The organism is Herbinix hemicellulosilytica (genome assembly GCF_002904165.1).
Taxonomy (GTDB): domain Bacteria; phylum Bacillota; class Clostridia; order Lachnospirales; family Lachnospiraceae; genus Mobilitalea; species Mobilitalea hemicellulosilytica.
In genome coordinates, this window is the sequence record NZ_CVTD020000018.1 from 42,523 (window position 1) to 58,974 (window position 16,452).

The 16,452-nt window shown below is 37.8% G+C and carries 11 protein-coding genes; 1 reads left to right on the forward strand and 10 read right to left on the reverse strand.

All coding sequences use genetic code 11. The features are described 5' to 3' along the window. Positions 1 to 131: 131 nt before the first annotated feature. The 5 genes from HHT355_RS09130 to HHT355_RS09150 form a co-directional block, all read right to left on the reverse strand. Positions 132 to 1,883, reverse strand: coding sequence for an alpha-amylase family glycosyl hydrolase (locus HHT355_RS09130; RefSeq protein ID WP_103203143.1), 1,752 nt, complete (start codon positions 1,881 to 1,883; stop codon positions 132 to 134). Positions 1,884 to 1,898: 15 nt separating this feature from the next. Continuing rightward, positions 1,899 to 2,756 carry a sugar ABC transporter permease gene (locus HHT355_RS09135; RefSeq protein WP_103203144.1) on the reverse strand — a complete coding sequence of 286 codons (858 nt, stop codon included), beginning with the start codon at positions 2,754 to 2,756 and terminating at the stop codon, positions 1,899 to 1,901. Continuing rightward, complete coding sequence (locus HHT355_RS09140; protein WP_103203145.1) at positions 2,753 to 4,132, reverse strand: carbohydrate ABC transporter permease; 1,380 nt, start codon at positions 4,130 to 4,132, stop codon at positions 2,753 to 2,755. Before HHT355_RS09140 ends, HHT355_RS09135 begins: the two co-directional genes overlap by 4 nt. A 194-nt stretch (positions 4,133 to 4,326) precedes the next feature. After that, positions 4,327 to 5,640, reverse strand: coding sequence for an extracellular solute-binding protein (locus tag HHT355_RS09145; RefSeq protein ID WP_158245945.1), 1,314 nt, complete (start codon positions 5,638 to 5,640; stop codon positions 4,327 to 4,329). 32 nt (positions 5,641 to 5,672) lie between these two features. Beyond that, the gene (locus HHT355_RS09150) at positions 5,673 to 8,006 is read right to left on the reverse strand and encodes a glycogen/starch/alpha-glucan phosphorylase (RefSeq protein ID WP_103203147.1); all 2,334 of its coding nucleotides are present in this window, start codon (positions 8,004 to 8,006) and stop codon (positions 5,673 to 5,675) included. 447 nt (positions 8,007 to 8,453) lie between these two features. Between HHT355_RS09150 and HHT355_RS09155 the strand changes: the two genes are divergently transcribed. Continuing rightward, entirely contained in the window at positions 8,454 to 9,449 is a 996-nt protein-coding gene (locus HHT355_RS09155) for a LacI family DNA-binding transcriptional regulator (RefSeq protein WP_103203148.1), read from the forward strand. Positions 9,450 to 9,705: 256 nt separating this feature from the next. Here HHT355_RS09155 and HHT355_RS09160 read toward each other — a convergent pair whose 3' ends face one another. From HHT355_RS09160 to HHT355_RS09180, 5 genes are all read right to left on the reverse strand, one after another. Beyond that, positions 9,706 to 10,215, reverse strand: coding sequence for a DUF4411 family protein (locus HHT355_RS09160; RefSeq protein WP_103203149.1), 510 nt, complete (start codon positions 10,213 to 10,215; stop codon positions 9,706 to 9,708). After that, positions 10,209 to 11,375, reverse strand: coding sequence for an ImmA/IrrE family metallo-endopeptidase (locus tag HHT355_RS09165; protein WP_103203150.1), 1,167 nt, complete (start codon positions 11,373 to 11,375; stop codon positions 10,209 to 10,211). Before HHT355_RS09165 ends, HHT355_RS09160 begins: the two co-directional genes overlap by 7 nt. Before the next feature lie 266 nt (positions 11,376 to 11,641). Continuing rightward, complete coding sequence (locus HHT355_RS09170; RefSeq protein WP_103203151.1) at positions 11,642 to 11,992, reverse strand: hypothetical protein; 351 nt, start codon at positions 11,990 to 11,992, stop codon at positions 11,642 to 11,644. 263 nt (positions 11,993 to 12,255) lie between these two features. After that, positions 12,256 to 14,877 (reverse strand): pyruvate, phosphate dikinase, encoded by a 2,622-nt coding sequence (gene ppdK, locus HHT355_RS09175; protein WP_103203152.1) that lies wholly within the window; start codon positions 14,875 to 14,877, stop codon positions 12,256 to 12,258. Positions 14,878 to 15,047: 170 nt separating this feature from the next. After that, on the reverse strand, positions 15,048 to 16,436 hold the full coding sequence (locus HHT355_RS09180; protein WP_103203153.1) for a glycine--tRNA ligase: 1,389 nt from the start codon (positions 16,434 to 16,436) through the stop codon (positions 15,048 to 15,050). Between the last annotated feature and the right edge of the window lie 16 nt (positions 16,437 to 16,452).

Genomic DNA, 16,452 nt, shown 5'->3' on the forward strand with positions numbered 1-16,452 from the left:
CAATAATTTGTAACAGATTTAATTATTTACTTTCCGGTTTATATTAGAATGTCAATATATAAATCATAATTATAATAAGTCTGACATTTACCGTATAAACTCTGTAGCAAAAACAGATTTGCAACTTTACTTTATTTTAAAATCACAATTGAATACGGAGGCAAAGTTACTGTTTCCCCATCCAGTTTTACTTCCTCTCCGTTTGCACTTAAGTAACCCCTGATTTCCTCATACGGATAGGTTGATTTTTTTACAGTAATTACTTTTTTCTCATCCGAAATATTATAAAGCATATAAATCGTACTGTTCTGATAAGTTTTAGCTATGGCACAGATATCCCGGTCTGTTATATCCGTCATATATGTTATTACTCCCCTTGCAATTTCAGGATTTTCATTTCTCAGCCGGATTGCTCTTTTGTAATAATTATAGATAGACAGCGGATCTTTCATCTGGATTTCGACAGAACCGAAACTATGCTCTAAGTTGTCCATATTTTCAGGCCCTTTTGTCATACCTTCCCTGTAGGTGTCTGACCAGTACATCGGAGCTCTCTTATTTTCATCTCTTCCGGATCCGCTCATGCCCAGTTCCTCACCGTAATAAACAAACACATTCCCGCTCATCATAAGATTCATACCGCCGGCCATTTTTATTTTTTCGGAATTTCTTGCAAAATACCCGGCTGCCCTGGCAGTATCATGATTTGTAAAAAACGGGGCATCTATAGCCGTATCGGAATACTTTTTCAATTCGTCCTGCACTTGTATCATGGCCTCTCCGAAGGCCTTGGCCGAATAAGTGCTGCCTTTATTATTCAGTGTTTTTGCAATTACTCCGCTTTCGGTGGCAAAAGCAAAGTTAAATACACTGTCTATATTGCTTAAATAGTATTTCGAGTAAGTACCAAAATTCGTCCAGACTTCGGCCACCAAATAGTTTTTCTCATTATAATTTTTTACAAAGTCATTCAGCCATGCCAGAACCTCACAGTTCTTTTCGGTATTGTCTGAAAAATAATGAAGGGCCGCATCCAGCCTAAATCCCCCAACACCGAGCTCCAGCCAATATTTCATAATATCTTCTATATCCCCTCTTAAATCCATATTATCAAGATTTAAATCGGGCATATCCGGGCTGAATACAGCTTCATAATACCAGTCCCCTATTCCGGTATGGCAGTAGTTCCCCCTGTCCGGCTTTCCTTCTGTAAAATTGTAATAGCTTACATAAGGATTGTGTTCTCTGCATAAATCCTCATAAGTGCAGATTTCTTTTCCGCAAGGTTCAATCCCAAGACTTTTAAGCGCCGATAAAAACCAGGGATGCTGATTCGAGGTGTGATTAATAACAAGATCAATAATAAGTTTTATTCCCCTTTTATTGCACTCTTCAACAAGTCTTTTAAAATCATCGATAATCCCGTATTGGGGATCAATATCATAATAGTCTAAAACATCATACTTATGATAAGACCTTGCCGGCATTACAGGCATCAGCCATATACCGTTAAAGCCCAGACTGTAATCACTGTCGTAATTTCCGTCGTTTATATAATCCAGTTTTTCTATCAATCCGTTGATATCGCCTATTCCGTCCCCGTTACTGTCATAAAATGAATACAAAAACACCTCATAATATGTACGGTAATTATCATCGATGATATTTACCTTGCGCCGGTATTTATATTCCGGTATATCATTATAATTACCGCTGTCTTTACCGTCTGTTGATATCATGGATTGCTCAAAGTCCGGCTGATCCGATTTCTCCGATGTCGCAGTCTCCGTATGGTTTTTCATATTTACAGACTTAACTTGACCGCATCCGGTCAGTACAAAAGCAAAAATAAGTACCACCCCAAAAATTTTAAGATACTTCATAGCCAAACTCACGCCTTATCCTTTTATTGCACCGCTTGCACCCTCAGCGTAGTATCTTTGCATGATAATAAATAATATTGAAATCGGAATAGATACTATAACCGCACCTGCAGCAAATCTGTTATACCAGGTAGTTATAAATTCTTTTTCCAGCATTTTGTATAATCCGAGAGCTATCGTATATTTATCGTAATTATCACCCATTATGACACTTACAAAAATGTAATCAGTCCAGGGAGCCAAAAAAGAAGTTAAAACCGTATATATAATTATCGGTCTTGATAAAGGTATTGTAATTTTGGTAAATACCTTCCACCTGGAAGCTCCGTCAATGACTGCCGCTTCATCTATAGCTTTTGGAATGGTATCAAAAAAACCTTTGGCAATATAGAAGTTTAAGCCTGCTCCGGCAGAGTAAACCAGTATTAAAGCTAGAAGCGACTGGGTCATATTGAGCCCCTTTAAAATATAGTAAACTGCTATCATCGACATAAACCCCGGAAACATTCCGAGTATCAGGGCTACATTCATAAAAGGTTTTCTCATCTTAAATCGCATTCTTGACAGGGCATAAGATATTCCCAGAACATACAACGTCGACAATAAACATGAAAATACAGCTACTATTAAGGTATTCATAAACCACTTTGCATAATAAAACTGCTGAGTATCGGTAAACAACTGAACATAGTTATTAATAGTGAAAGATTTAGGCCAAAAATACGGAACAAATGACCCTTTTTCACCGCGAAAGGAGGTTAAAACAATCCAAAATACTGGAAACAACCATATTACTGACAGTACAAAAAGCAAAATATGAGCAAAAACATTCCTGACAAACTTATTAAAACTCATTCTGCGGTACCTGCTCATTGCTGAAAATCCTCCTCTCTCTTGTATGACGCGGTAAACCTATATGATATTAATGAGAATGTTGCCGATAATATGAATACCATAATACCTATGGCAGATGCATAGGAATAATCCTTAACGGAACCGGTTGTCAGCCTATACAGCCATGTAACCAGTAAATCTGTTTTTCCTGCCTGATAATAATCTAAGCTTAAAGGTCCACCTGCAGTTAGGAAGTATATGACATTAAAGTTATTTATATTTCCTATAAACTGAGTAATCAAATATGGTGATGTAACAAACAACACATAAGGCATTGTAATTTTGATAAATGTTACAAAGGCATTGGCACCGTCAACCTTTGCCGATTCATACAGTTCTTTCGGAATATTTTGCAGTATTCCTGTAACAATCAGCATCGTATAAGGAATACCTATCCACAGATTTACTATAACAACGGTAAATCTGGCCCAAGTCGGGTCTGACAAAAAAGGCAAAAATTTGTCCCGGCTGATAATACCCAGGTCCTGTAGCAGACTGTTCATGGCTCCGTTATCATTTAGCATTATCCGTATAACAAGTAAGGAAACAAACTGAGGAATGGCTATAGATGTGACAAATATGGTTCTCCAAAAACCTTTGAGTTTGGTACCTTCTCTATTTATAAGCAATGCAAGCAATATCCCACCTATGTAGTTTAGGAATGTGGCCAGTACCGCCCAGATAAGAGTCCAGCCCAATACACCCCAAAAAGTTTTTCCTATTTTTTCTCCTGTTAAAAGAAGAGCCTTAAAATTATCCAGTCCAACCCATGTAAAGAGTTTGCCCGGGGGCTGATGCTCATGGTCAAAATTGGTAAATCCTATTAATATCATGAACATTAAAGGTAATATATTGAAAAGTAAAATTCCTATAAGGGGAAATGACATCAGAGTTCTGTACAGCTTCTTATCAAAATAGGATGCCACATCCATAGCAAAAGTCGGCAGTTTTTTGCCTTGCTGTTTTAAATTTTTCGCCTCATATGCCGCATTAATATTGGCTTTCCATATAACCAAAAAGAGCATGGTTACAGCTATAGCCACTACACCGGCAAGAAGCATGAGCATGGAATTGTCGCCCTTTTGAACTACAAAAATCCCCTGACTTTCATCAAAGACCATACTCTGCTCTTTTGTTCCAAGAGTCCGAAGCCCCCTTAAGGCAGATATCCCGGCAGAGGTTAAATAATATATATAAGCAAGCTCAGTAAAGAGAAACAGCAATCCTTTAATTATTTGCCCTCTGAAAAGGTTGGATGCTCCCATGATAAGAAAAGATAATTTGGTGAGAAAATCCCCTCTTAAAAAAGCACTTATAATTGAATATCTTTCATTTTTTTCTTTAATTTTTGCCATAATGATATACTCTCCTACACTAATCTCTCCGGCACTTAGAATTTGCAAATATCAATAAATAATTGCTTTTAAAAGCTTATCTGATTATTTTGCTCAATTGAAAGTGTATACAAGTACCGATTAAATCGGTACTTGTATACAAATGGAGAATACTTAATTAAATTACATAAGGTTATAATGCGACAATCAAAATTTTAATTAAGAGTAGATAAAATGCTTGCTACAAAACTGTCCAGTTTTTCTTTGACATTATCTTTTGTAATAGTTCCGTTTATAAGTTCGTTACCGAAGGCTTCTGCAGGAGCCCAGTAATTGCCCATCTGAGGGATTGATGACTGAACTGTAGAGAATGTTGTCTGAAGGCTTAAGGCAGCCACTGCAGGATTTTTAAGCACTTCTGGATCACTGGCAAGATTAATATTGGTAGGAGCAATACTTCTTACTTCAAAACGTAGTTTCTGATTTTCCTCATTTGCCAAAAACTCGGCAAGCTGCATAGCAGCCAAAGGATGCTTGGTCTGCGAGTTAACACCTATCAGCTTAAAATCGGCAAAGTTTCTTAATTGCAGGTCCTGACCGTTTATTTTTATAGTAGGAAGCTTAGTTGCCGCATAGTTTTCTCCGAGAGCATCTTTAATGCTTTGTGCGTTCCATGTACCGGAACAAGCTGCTCCTAAAGTACCGTTTTCAAAAGCATTTATCATATTACCCTGATCTTCTTCCAGGAACTTGGGATTAGATACCAAATCAATTAAATATTTCGTAACTTCCACACCGGCTTCGTTATTAAAAGTTACGGTATTGGGATCTCTTCCGTCTTCACCGAACAAGGTACAACCGGCAGCAAAATAAAATGCCGACAGGTACCAGCCGTTATTGATATCTACCGAGAAATTCTTTACTCCTTCGCCGAGATCCTTAGCCATCATTGTTTCAAGAGATTTTACTTCTTCTTCGGTAAATTTGCTCTTGTCATAGTACATAAACCATGAATTGGGTGTAAACGGATATGCATATAACTGGCCGTCTATAGTTGCAGACTGTATGGATGCTTCCGAATTGGCAGCCTTTACGGCATCCACGTTATAAGTAATCGGATACAGAAGTCCAGCTTCAACGAGCCTTGCCGTCTGGTCTGATGCAAATGCAAACACGTCAGCAGCAGCCTCCGGGTCTTTGGTTAATTCTGTTGCGGCATCCCCTTCGGATACTACGCCGTATTCAAATGTGATATTATACTCCGGATGAGCCTTGGCAAAGGCTTCTGTCATTTGCTTAAGAAGTTCCTGTTCTTCCTGGGGTCCCCAAACCTTTAAGGTGATATCTTCCGGTTCTTTTTCTTCAGCTTTGTCTTCTTTTTTCTCCTCAGTCTTATTTTCTGCCGAAGAATTTGCCTGTTTGTTATCTACAGAAGTATTTTCTGCTTCTTTCTTACCGCATGCCCCAAAAGCGGTAATTACCATAACTGTAATCATAAGTAGAATTATAAGTTTTTTGCTTATCTTCATTTCCTCCACCTCTCCTTTATATTTAAAATTAATTAATTCCATATTTCATTAAAATAATCTCTTATAGTTCTGTCGCTGGAAAACTTTCCGGCATTAACCATATTAATAAAGCATTTCTTCCTGAATGACAGCCGGTCTTTGTAGTCAGTGTTTACTTGCATCTTCGTTTCACAGTAGGACATAAAATCAAGTAACAGATAATACTGATCCGGCTTATGCCAGCTTGCCCCTTTAAGTAGCGAATCATAAAGTTCTTTAAAAATACCTGTCCCGTTATCGTCAAAGGTATTGTCAATTAAAGTGTCCACTACTCTCTTAATTCTAGGGTTATTTTGATATATGCCAAGCGGGTCATATGTATCCTTTATCTTCTCGATGTCTTCCACTCTTGCACCGAAGATGTAGTTGTTTTCCATACCGGCCTGCCCGACAATTTCTATATTAGCCCCGTCGAAAGTACCAAGCGTAACCGCCCCGTTAAGCATAAATTTCATATTGCCGGTTCCGGATGCTTCCGTTCCTGCTGTGGAAATCTGCTCTGAAACATCTGCTGCCGGTATTATCTTTTCGGCATAGGAAACATTATAGTTTGATACAAATACCACTTTAAGTCTATCTCTTACCTCGGGGTCTGCCGCTATCATCCCGGCTATTTCATTAATGTATTTAATAATGGCTTTGGCTCTGTAATAACCCGGGGCAGCCTTTCCCCCGAAAATAAATACCGTAGGATAAAAGTCTTTGATTCTTCCTTCTTTTAATCCGAAATAAATATCCAGAACAGAAAATGCATTTAAAAGCTGCCTTTTATATTCATGAAGCCTTTTTACCTGGATATCAAATATAAAGTCAGGATCTATCTTAACCCCCTCATGTTTTAAAATATAATCTGCCAGCTGCCTTTTCTTAACCTGCTTGATTTTTTCAAATTCTTTTATCACATCTGTTTCAAAAGCAAACATCTCCAACCTCTTTAACTGGTCAAGGTCGGTAATCCAGGCATCACCAATTTTATCTGTAATAAAGTCAGACAGTTCCTTGTTTGAAAGAGCCAGCCATCTTCTCTGGCTGATACCGTTGGTTTTATTATTAAAACGTTCCGGATATAGCTGACACCATTCCTTCAATTCCCTGCTCTTAAGAATTTCAGTATGTAATTCTGCAACACCGTTGACCGAATGACTTACATATATGGCCAGCCGTGCCATATGGACGGTATCATCTTCTATAATCAGATATTTTTTCTTTTCTGCGTCAGATATACCCGCCTCATTGAGTTCTTTTACCAGTTCCTTGTTTATCAGAACAATATATTCATAGATATGAGGAATAACGGACTGTATTAATGAAACATTCCATTTTTCTAAAGCTTCCGCCATAATAGTATGATTCGTATAAGCAAAAGTTTTTTTGGCGATACGAAATGCATCTTCAAAAGATACGCCTTCCTTTTCAACTAACAGCCTTATAAACTCCGGTATAGCAAAAACCGGATGGGTATCGTTCAACTGGAAAGCATATTCCTTTGGAATATTGCAAAATGCCGTACCATGTTTTTCCTTAAATCTTCTTATTACATCCTGCATTGTGGCGCTGGTAAAGAAATACTCCTGCTTAATTCTTAATTTTTTACCCTCTTCGGTACTGTCATTGGGATATAAAAGGCTTGATATTGCTTCAGCTTCATTTTTATTTTTTGCAGCTTCCGTATATTGCTGATTATTAAACAGCTCAAAATCAAAAGGTTTTGTGGCTTCCGCCTGCCACAATCTCAGGGTATTGACAGTTTTTCCTCCGTATCCTATTACCGGCATGTCATATGGTACTGCATATACGGACTGGTCCTTAAATTCAATCCGTACCTTTTCTTCTTCTCTTCTTACAGACCACGGATCACCGAAACTTTGCCAGTCATCGGGAAGTTCCTTTTGAAAGCCGTTTTCAAACTCCTGCTTAAATAAGCCGTATTTATACCTGATACCATAACCGTTTAATACATATCCCAGTGTTGCTGCTGAATCAAGAAAACACGCAGCCAGTCTTCCCAGACCGCCGTTACCCAATGCCGCATCTTCAATATCTTCAAATATATTAATGTCTATATTATTCTCATTCATTAACTCCTTAAATTCGTCCAGCAAACCTAAGTTGTATAAATTGTTGTATATCATACGGCCGATAAGAAATTCCATTGAAAGATAACTGACCTTCTTTTTATCCGTATTCAATCCCCAGTCTTTACCCAAAGTTTTCATTGCCGCCTTTGATACGGCATTATATAATTCAATCTTATCGGCCTTATTTATTGTCTTTCCATAATCCAGATCTAGAATTAACTTCACATTTGCCTTAAATCCGAAATCCATATGTACTTTCCCCCTGAAATCCCCGCATTTTATGTATTAATTTTCTATAAACTGTTTTATTATATAGCACTTATATAAAGCCCTATCTTTTTAATATGCTAATATACGCTCATTTATTTTCGCAATTTTTCGAAACTATTAATATAATAACATCTGCTTCCTTTTTTGTCAATTACTATATGTTGAAATTTTATATTTTAACTAGTAATAAGTTTAATTTATTGTTCATTTTTTATATATTTTAAATAAAATTATTATTTTCATAAAAATACATACTTGATTTTATAAATAATAAGTTTTATAATTTTTTATATGAATTTTCGCATTTTTTCGTATTTATATATATTAATTCCCGAAATAACATCTTAGTTTTTCTGTAAAAGTAAAATATTGCATTTGAAAACAAGAAGGTTTATACTTTATAAATAAAAATCAGGGGGTTAATCCATGGTTACAATTAAAGACATAGCAAACAAATTAGGGATATCCGTAAGTACCGTATCCAAAGGGCTTAATAATGCCAGCGATATCAGTGATGAAATGAGGCAGCTGGTTCTGGATACGGCTATTGAGATGGGTTATACCTCTAAGAAAATGAAAAGCCAGGATTCAAAAAAAGTTTGCATTTTTATCGAAAATATGGGATATGAAAGCATTGAGCAATTCGGTTATGAGATAATAGTCGGCTTTAAATTATCTGCCGCCAGAAGAAAATGGGAAGTGACGGTAGTTCCGACAAATCTGAATATGCAAACGGAAGAAAAATATGATACATATATGTTAAGAAACGGTTACAGCGGTGCATTTTTATTAGGTTTTACCTTACATGATGATTGGGTAAAACAGCTAAATAAAACAACTATCCCTACCGTACTGCTCGATAATTATATAGAAAATAACCCCCACGTCGGATATGTGGGAACAGACAGTTTTGAAGGAATAGATCAGGCTGTAAATCACTTATGCAACCTCGGACATAAAAGAATTGCCTTTTTGAACGGTACAAAGAATTCCATGGTATCGGAACAGCGCAGACAGGCATTTATAAACAGTATGATTAAATACAGCCTTGAACCCGATGAAAATCTTATCCGGTACGGATACTATGTACCCGACTGTGCCAAAGATCATGTGCCCGAATTTTTAGAACATGGTGCTACCGCCATAATGTGTGCCAGTGACCTTATAGCTACCGGTGTAATTGCCGAACTGACAAGGCTCGGTGTAAAAATTCCTCATGATGTAAGTGTTATCGGTTTTGACGATCTTCCTATTGCCTCACAGTTATCCCCGTCCTTAACTACTATCAGGCAGGACCGAAGAGACTTGGGAAAGAGTGCATTTTTGCTGCTTGACGGTCTGGTAAACGGTGTTTCGATAAGCAAACTATTACTAAGGGCAAAATTCATTGCCAGGGAATCAACCGGTCCGGTTAAGAAATAAAAAAGGCTCTATAGCAATGTCATTAACTTAAGATAACTTTCATAAATTTAGCGGATATATACGTATATTTTCTTTGATATAAAAACAGGTTGTGATTTGTGCATAGCCATCAATAATTTGATTATTATGCACAAGTCACAACCTGTTTTCTTTTATTTTATCAATTTAGTTCCGAATTATTTTAATTTAATGATTTGGCCAAATTCTTAAATTATTTTCAGTCAATAAATAATTCTCATTCTGTTATATATGTACATTATATTTTAATTCCTAATTGTCTCATCATATAAAATATATTATTGGTTTTAACGCCAAAAGCCCTGGCCACATCCGGTATCTTTACTTTCCCACTCTTATTCATAGGACTTAATCTCCCTGCCGATCCTTCCAATGTAATAATTGTATATCCGTAAACTGCGGCAGCTGCGATTAACCATGGATCTGCTACATTAATTTGGGCCCATGAATGTAATGCATTTTCATTATATAATCCACAAGTTTGAACATATTGTATAACTTCCTGCCATTTGTCTACAATTTCTTGAGATAAATGATAGCAAATCTCAAAACCCTTTAGACTATTTACCCAAACAGTCAAATCGTCATTTCCTTTGTCAATCTCACTTTTTACCATATCAAGCAACACAATTTTGCCAATATTCTCTGACAGTCTATCCCAAAAAGACGGTACCAAATCGAACGCATAATATAATCTGTATGGTGTTATCAGGGAGTTTGCATCAACTAAAAATTTCTCTTCTACCATAGCATACCTCCAAGACGCTGTGCCACCTCAGCAAATGTCTTAGGGCTGGTATTTGTCAGACGATATGCCTCTGTATAAGAGGTTCTTCCTATATTAATACTTTCACATAGTGCCCTTACAAAGCAACCGTCCAAGCGGGAAATCATTGTATTATAGTAATTACCTCCATTATCCTCTTGTTTCTCTTTTATCTTATTGTAGTTTTCAATCGCTGTCTCCACAACATGATTATATACATCCTGATTTATTTTATTGCAGTCTTTTGCTCTTCTTGCAATAACAACCTCTCCGCAGCGAAAATATTTAGCCAATCTTGTAATAGTATCAAAAACATCTGTTTCATTAATTTCATTCCATTTATTTATAAAGATGTCTTTAGGAACCATTAATTCCGCAGTAACGGCATTGCATAATTTTTCCGTAGAACTCACACCGTTGGTTATGTCGTACCTGTCATTAAACAAATCATCTTTGCCAATCCATATATGCACTGCTTCATGTAATAAAGAAAATAACCTGGCTCCGTCAGAATCTGTTGCATTTATAAATATAATAGGAGCCCACTTATCTACCATAACAAACGCTCTAAACTCATTTATATCCAGCAGACGATGGGTATTACTACCTACAATACCGCTCATCATAACAATTATCCCACATGCTTCCAACCGATCTCTAATGAAATTAAAAGCTTCTCTTGTATTACTGCATAGCTCATACCATGTTTCATTTAGTTCCAAATCATTACGAATCCTTTTTGTAATAGTACTTATATCGTCGACATTTTCCATACATCCAACAACAGGTAATATATCGAACCCCATTTCCAGTCTGTAATCTTTCATCCAATCTCTGATTCTCTCCATATGATAAATTGTATCAATAAGATTACGGCTGGGTTTTGCAAGCTGAATACTGTCAATTGTGCGATATTCCAGTAAATCAATTTTCTCTTCCGGTGGTGTTTGTAAAAAGAAATATCCCAAAGGTATATTGGTCTTCCTGCTAAGATCTTCAATTTGATTAAAAGTCGGAGTTTTAGTACCATTGAGCCAAGCTTTTATATTATTTATCATATTTTCTTCAAGTATATCATCCTGTATCTGGTTCAAAACCCAGTTAATTATTTCCGGTTTTATATTAACATACACTGACGGCATAGGTACTACCTCCTTTCAAATAAAGTTTTACTGATACAATCCTATACTTTTACATTATTATATATATTATACCATAATTAAACAGGATAACAATAAACATTATCAGATTATATATAATATTTAATTATATTATATCATATATGCCATACCGGCTAAAATTTGTGCATCATATATCAAACAATTTAGATGTTCGATTTTAACACAAATTACAACCGGTATCTTATAGTAAAACATTATAGTTATATATTCTTAGCACTTTCAAAAATTTATGCCAGCAAATCTTCCTTGTATTTCAATATTTCCAAAGCCGCAGTACAAGCCGGGCAATCGCACCATTTTGCTCCCTTTGCTTTAACCTCTTTTGCATGATTAGCTATCTCTTCTGCTTTTTCACGTCCAAATTTTTCAATACCGAAATCGCTTGAAAACAGATTTATAACAGCATCAATGTCTACTATGGATTCTTGCAACATATCCACATACTTTTTGCCGGCTTCTTTTTCTTTATCTGTTCCTAATGATTCAAGCCATTCTTTTGCCGCATTTCTTAAGCCTTCATAGCAATGGGTGTTTAAAAGTTCATTGGTTTTTTCAATAATAACGTTTTTATTACTCATAAAACATCCTTCCTTTGCTTTTCCTATAATATTTTATACTTAAATTCTACTTATTATAGTCTTGTTTATCAATAAAGCAAATATAAAAAATATATTAGGTATTTCCATTCATTCTTCATTAGCGTTTTTAAAGATAATTTTTTATAGATAATATAGTTGTTATCCTAATATGTTCTAAAGCCCCTATACCGGCTTATGCAGCCGATATAAGGGCTTCTGATTTATTTTCAGTAAAGACTATATATCACAAAGCAATTTAGATCTTATTTATTGTTTAATGCAGACTGAGCGGCAGCCAGTCTTGCGATAGGAACTCTGAACGGTGAGCAGGATACATAGTTCAGACCTACCTTATGGCAGAACTCGATGGTTGAAGGATCTCCGCCATGCTCACCGCAGATACCGAGCTTAAGATCAGGTCTTGTAGCACGGCCTTTTTCTGCAGCCATCTTAACAAGCTGACCTACACCGTTCTGGTCAAGTCTTGCAAACGGATCAAATTCATAAATCTTATTCTTGTAGTAGTCCTCAAGGAACTTGCCGGCATCGTCACGGGAGAAACCGAATGTCATCTGTGTCAGGTCGTTGGTACCGAAGGAGAAGAATTCAGCTTCCTCTGCAATCTCATCGGCAAGAAGTGCAGCACGAGGAATTTCAATCATTGTTCCTACATGGTACTCGATATCGGAACCCATTTCCTTCTTAACTTCTTCTGCGGTTTCAACTACTACCTGCTTAACAAATGCAAGCTCTTTCTTGTCTCCTACCAAAGGAATCATGATTTCAGGAACGATATCATAACCCTTTTCTTTTTTAACTTCGATAGCTGCTTCCATAACGGCTCTGGTCTGCATTCTTGCGATTTCAGGATAAGTAACCGCAAGACGGCATCCTCTGTGACCCATCATCGGGTTGAACTCATGAAGTGCAGCACAAGTTTCTTTTACTTCCTCTACAGTAAGGCCCATATCTTTTGCTAATGCTGCGATATCGCCTTCATCTGTAGGAAGGAACTCATGCAACGGCGGATCTAAGAAACGGATGGTAACAGGTCTTCCCTCCATAACTTCGTAAATCGCCTTAAAGTCGCCTTTCTGATAAGGAATCAGTTCGTTAAGAGCAGCTTCTCTTGCTTCCTTGCTCTTACTTAAGATCATCTTTCTGATCTTAGGAATTCTCTCAGCCTCAAAGAACATATGCTCTGTGCGGCACAAACCGATACCTTCAGCACCGAATTTAACAGCATTTGCTGCGTCAACAGGGTTATCGGCATTGGTTCTTACCTTTAATGTTCTGATTTCGTCGGCCCACTTCATTATTCTTTCGAAGTTACCGCTAATTTCAGCATCTACTGTAGGGATGTCGCCAAGATAGATGTTACCGGTAGAACCGTCAAGGGAGATGTAATCTCCTTCTTTAATTGTATATCCTCCTAATGTGAAGTAATTTTCTTCTTCGTTAATTACAATATCACCACAGCCGGATACACAGCAGGTTCCCATACCACGGGCAACAACCGCAGCGTGAGAAGTCATACCGCCGCGAACGGTAAGGATACCTTCGGATGCATGCATACCTTCGATATCCTCAGGTGATGTCTCAAGACGAACAAGAATAACTCTTTCACCCATATCATGATGGTTCTTTGCATCCTCAGCGGTAAAGTATACTCTACCTGCAGCAGCACCGGGTGATGCAGGAAGACCTTTTCCGATAACTTTTGCCTCTTTTAAGGCCTTATCGTCAAATCTAGGATGCAGGAGCTGATCAAGGGATTTTGCATCAATTCTCTTGATTGCTTCTTCTTTGGTAATCTTGCCTTCGTCAACCAGGTCGCAGGCAATCTTTAATGCAGCCTGAGCTGTTCTCTTACCGTTTCTGGTCTGCAGGAAGTAAAGTTTTCTGTCTTCAATAGTAAACTCCATATCCTGCATATCTTTATAGTGATTCTCAAGGAGATTGGCTATTCTTATGAATTCCTCATATACTTCAGGCATATCCTCAGCAAGTTTATCGATAGGGCTAGGAGTTCTGATACCTGCAACAACGTCTTCACCCTGAGCATTGATCAGGTACTCACCATAAATCTTAGCTTCACCGGTGGACGGGTTACGGGTAAATGCAACACCGGTACCGGATGTGTTGCCCATATTACCGAATACCATGGCTTGAACGTTAACTGCTGTACCCCAGTCGCCGGGTATATCGTTCATTCTTCTATAATAAATAGCACGAGGGTTATCCCATGAACGGAATACTGCCTTAACGGCTTCCATCAGCTGCACCTTCGGATCCTGAGGGAAGTCTGCATTCTTTTCTGCTTTATATAATGCTTTGAACTTAACAACGATTTCTTTCAAATCTTCTGCATCAAGGTCACTGTCAGCCTTAACGCCTTTCTTTTCCTTTGCCTCATCCAGTATCTCCTCGAACTTGGACTTAGGAACTTCCATAACAACATCGGAGAACATCTGGATAAATCTTCTGTAAGAGTCATATGCGAATCTTGGATTGTTGGTCTTCTTTGCAAAACCTTCAACAACGACATCGTTTAAGCCAAGGTTAAGAATGGTATCCATCATACCCGGCATGGATACTCTTGCACCGGAACGAACAGAAACAAGCAAGGGATTTTCAGGATCCCCAAATTTCTTGCCCTGTATTTCTTCAAGCTGCTTTAAAGCATCGAAGATCTGGTCCTTAATTTCATCTCTTATTTGTCTACCGTTATTGTAATAGTCGGTACAAGCTTCGGTCGTAACAGTAAATCCTTGGGGAATGGGGAGCCCCAGGTTGGTCATTTCTGCCAAGTTGGCACCTTTGCCGCCGAGCAGGTTTCTCATGTCGGCGCTGCCTTCCTTAAACATATAAACCCATTTTTTCATACTGCATTAGCCCTCCTAAAATTAATTTTGTGGTTAATCCGTATGTTCTGTGTTTATATTTCGTTTTTGTAAAAACACGGATGCATACCTTAAAATTAAAAAAATTTTACAATTTTTAAGTCACCAAATTGCATTATAACACAATTATCCCAAATAAGGAAAGTACTTTTTTAAAAACTAATTCTTTCCTCAAAATAGGCTTTTAATCCTTCAATGGGAACTCTTTCCTGTTTCATAGTATCACGGTCACGGACAGTTACACATCCGTCGGTTTCCGAATCAAAATCATATGTGACACAGAAAGGTGTTCCAATTTCGTCCTGTCTGCGATAACGTCTTCCGATATTGCCTCTGTCATCATACTCGCAGTTGTAATATTTACATAACTCCATATAAATCTTCTCTGCAGGCTCAGAAAGTTTCTTGGACAGAGGAAGCACACCGATTTTAACCGGAGCCAGGGCCGGATGGAAACGAAGTACGGTCCGTACATCCCCGTCTTCCAGTTCTTCTTCGTCGTAGGCAGAACATAAGAATGCCAAAGTCAGGCGTTCCACACCTACTGAAGGCTCGATTACATAAGGAACATATTTAATCTTCTTTTCGTCGTCAAAGTAGCTTAAATCTTCACCGGAAACGTTCTGATGCTGAGAAAGGTCATAGTCTGTTCTGTCAGCTATGCCCCATAACTCACCCCAACCGAAGGGGAATAAAAACTCAATATCGGTGGTCGCTTTACTATAGAAAGCCAGCTCAGCGGGATCATGGTCCCTTACCCTTAGCTCTTCATCCTTAAGGCCAAGAGTTTTTAACCAGTCAATACAGAATTTTTTCCAGTATGCAAACCACTCCAAATCCGTATCCGGTTCACAGAAGAATTCCAGCTCCATCTGCTCAAACTCTCTTGTACGGAATATAAAGTTTCCGGGAGTGATTTCATTACGGAATGATTTGCCGATTTGGCCGATACCGAAAGGTATCTTCTTACGGGAGGTTCTTTGCACATTTTTGAAGTTTACGAATATACCCTGTGCCGTTTCAGGCCTTAAATAAACTTCGTTTTTGGAGTCCTCGGTAACCCCTTGATAAGTTTTGAACATCAGATTAAATTTACGGATTTCAGTAAAATTGTGTTTTCCGCAAGTGGGGCAAGGAATATTATTGTCTTTAATATATTTCATCATTTCTTCATGGGACCAGGCGTCAACGGAGCCTTCTATGGTAATGCCATGTTCTTTATTATAATCTTCGATAATTTTGTCCGCACGGAAACGTTCATGACATTCCTTGCAGTCCATAAGGGGATCGGAAAAGCTCTTTAAATGGCCGGAAGCCACCCAGGTCTGGGTATTCATAAGTATGGCACTGTCTATACCTACATTGTAGGGATTTTCCTGGATAAACTTCTTCCACCATGCTTTTTTAACATTATTTTTAAGCTCTACCCCCAGGTTGCCATAATCCCACGTATTTGCCAAACCTCCGTATATCTCCGAACCGGGATATACGAACCCCCTTGCTTTTGCTAAAGCTACAATCTTGTCCATCGTTTTTTCCATACTTTCCATCCTCACA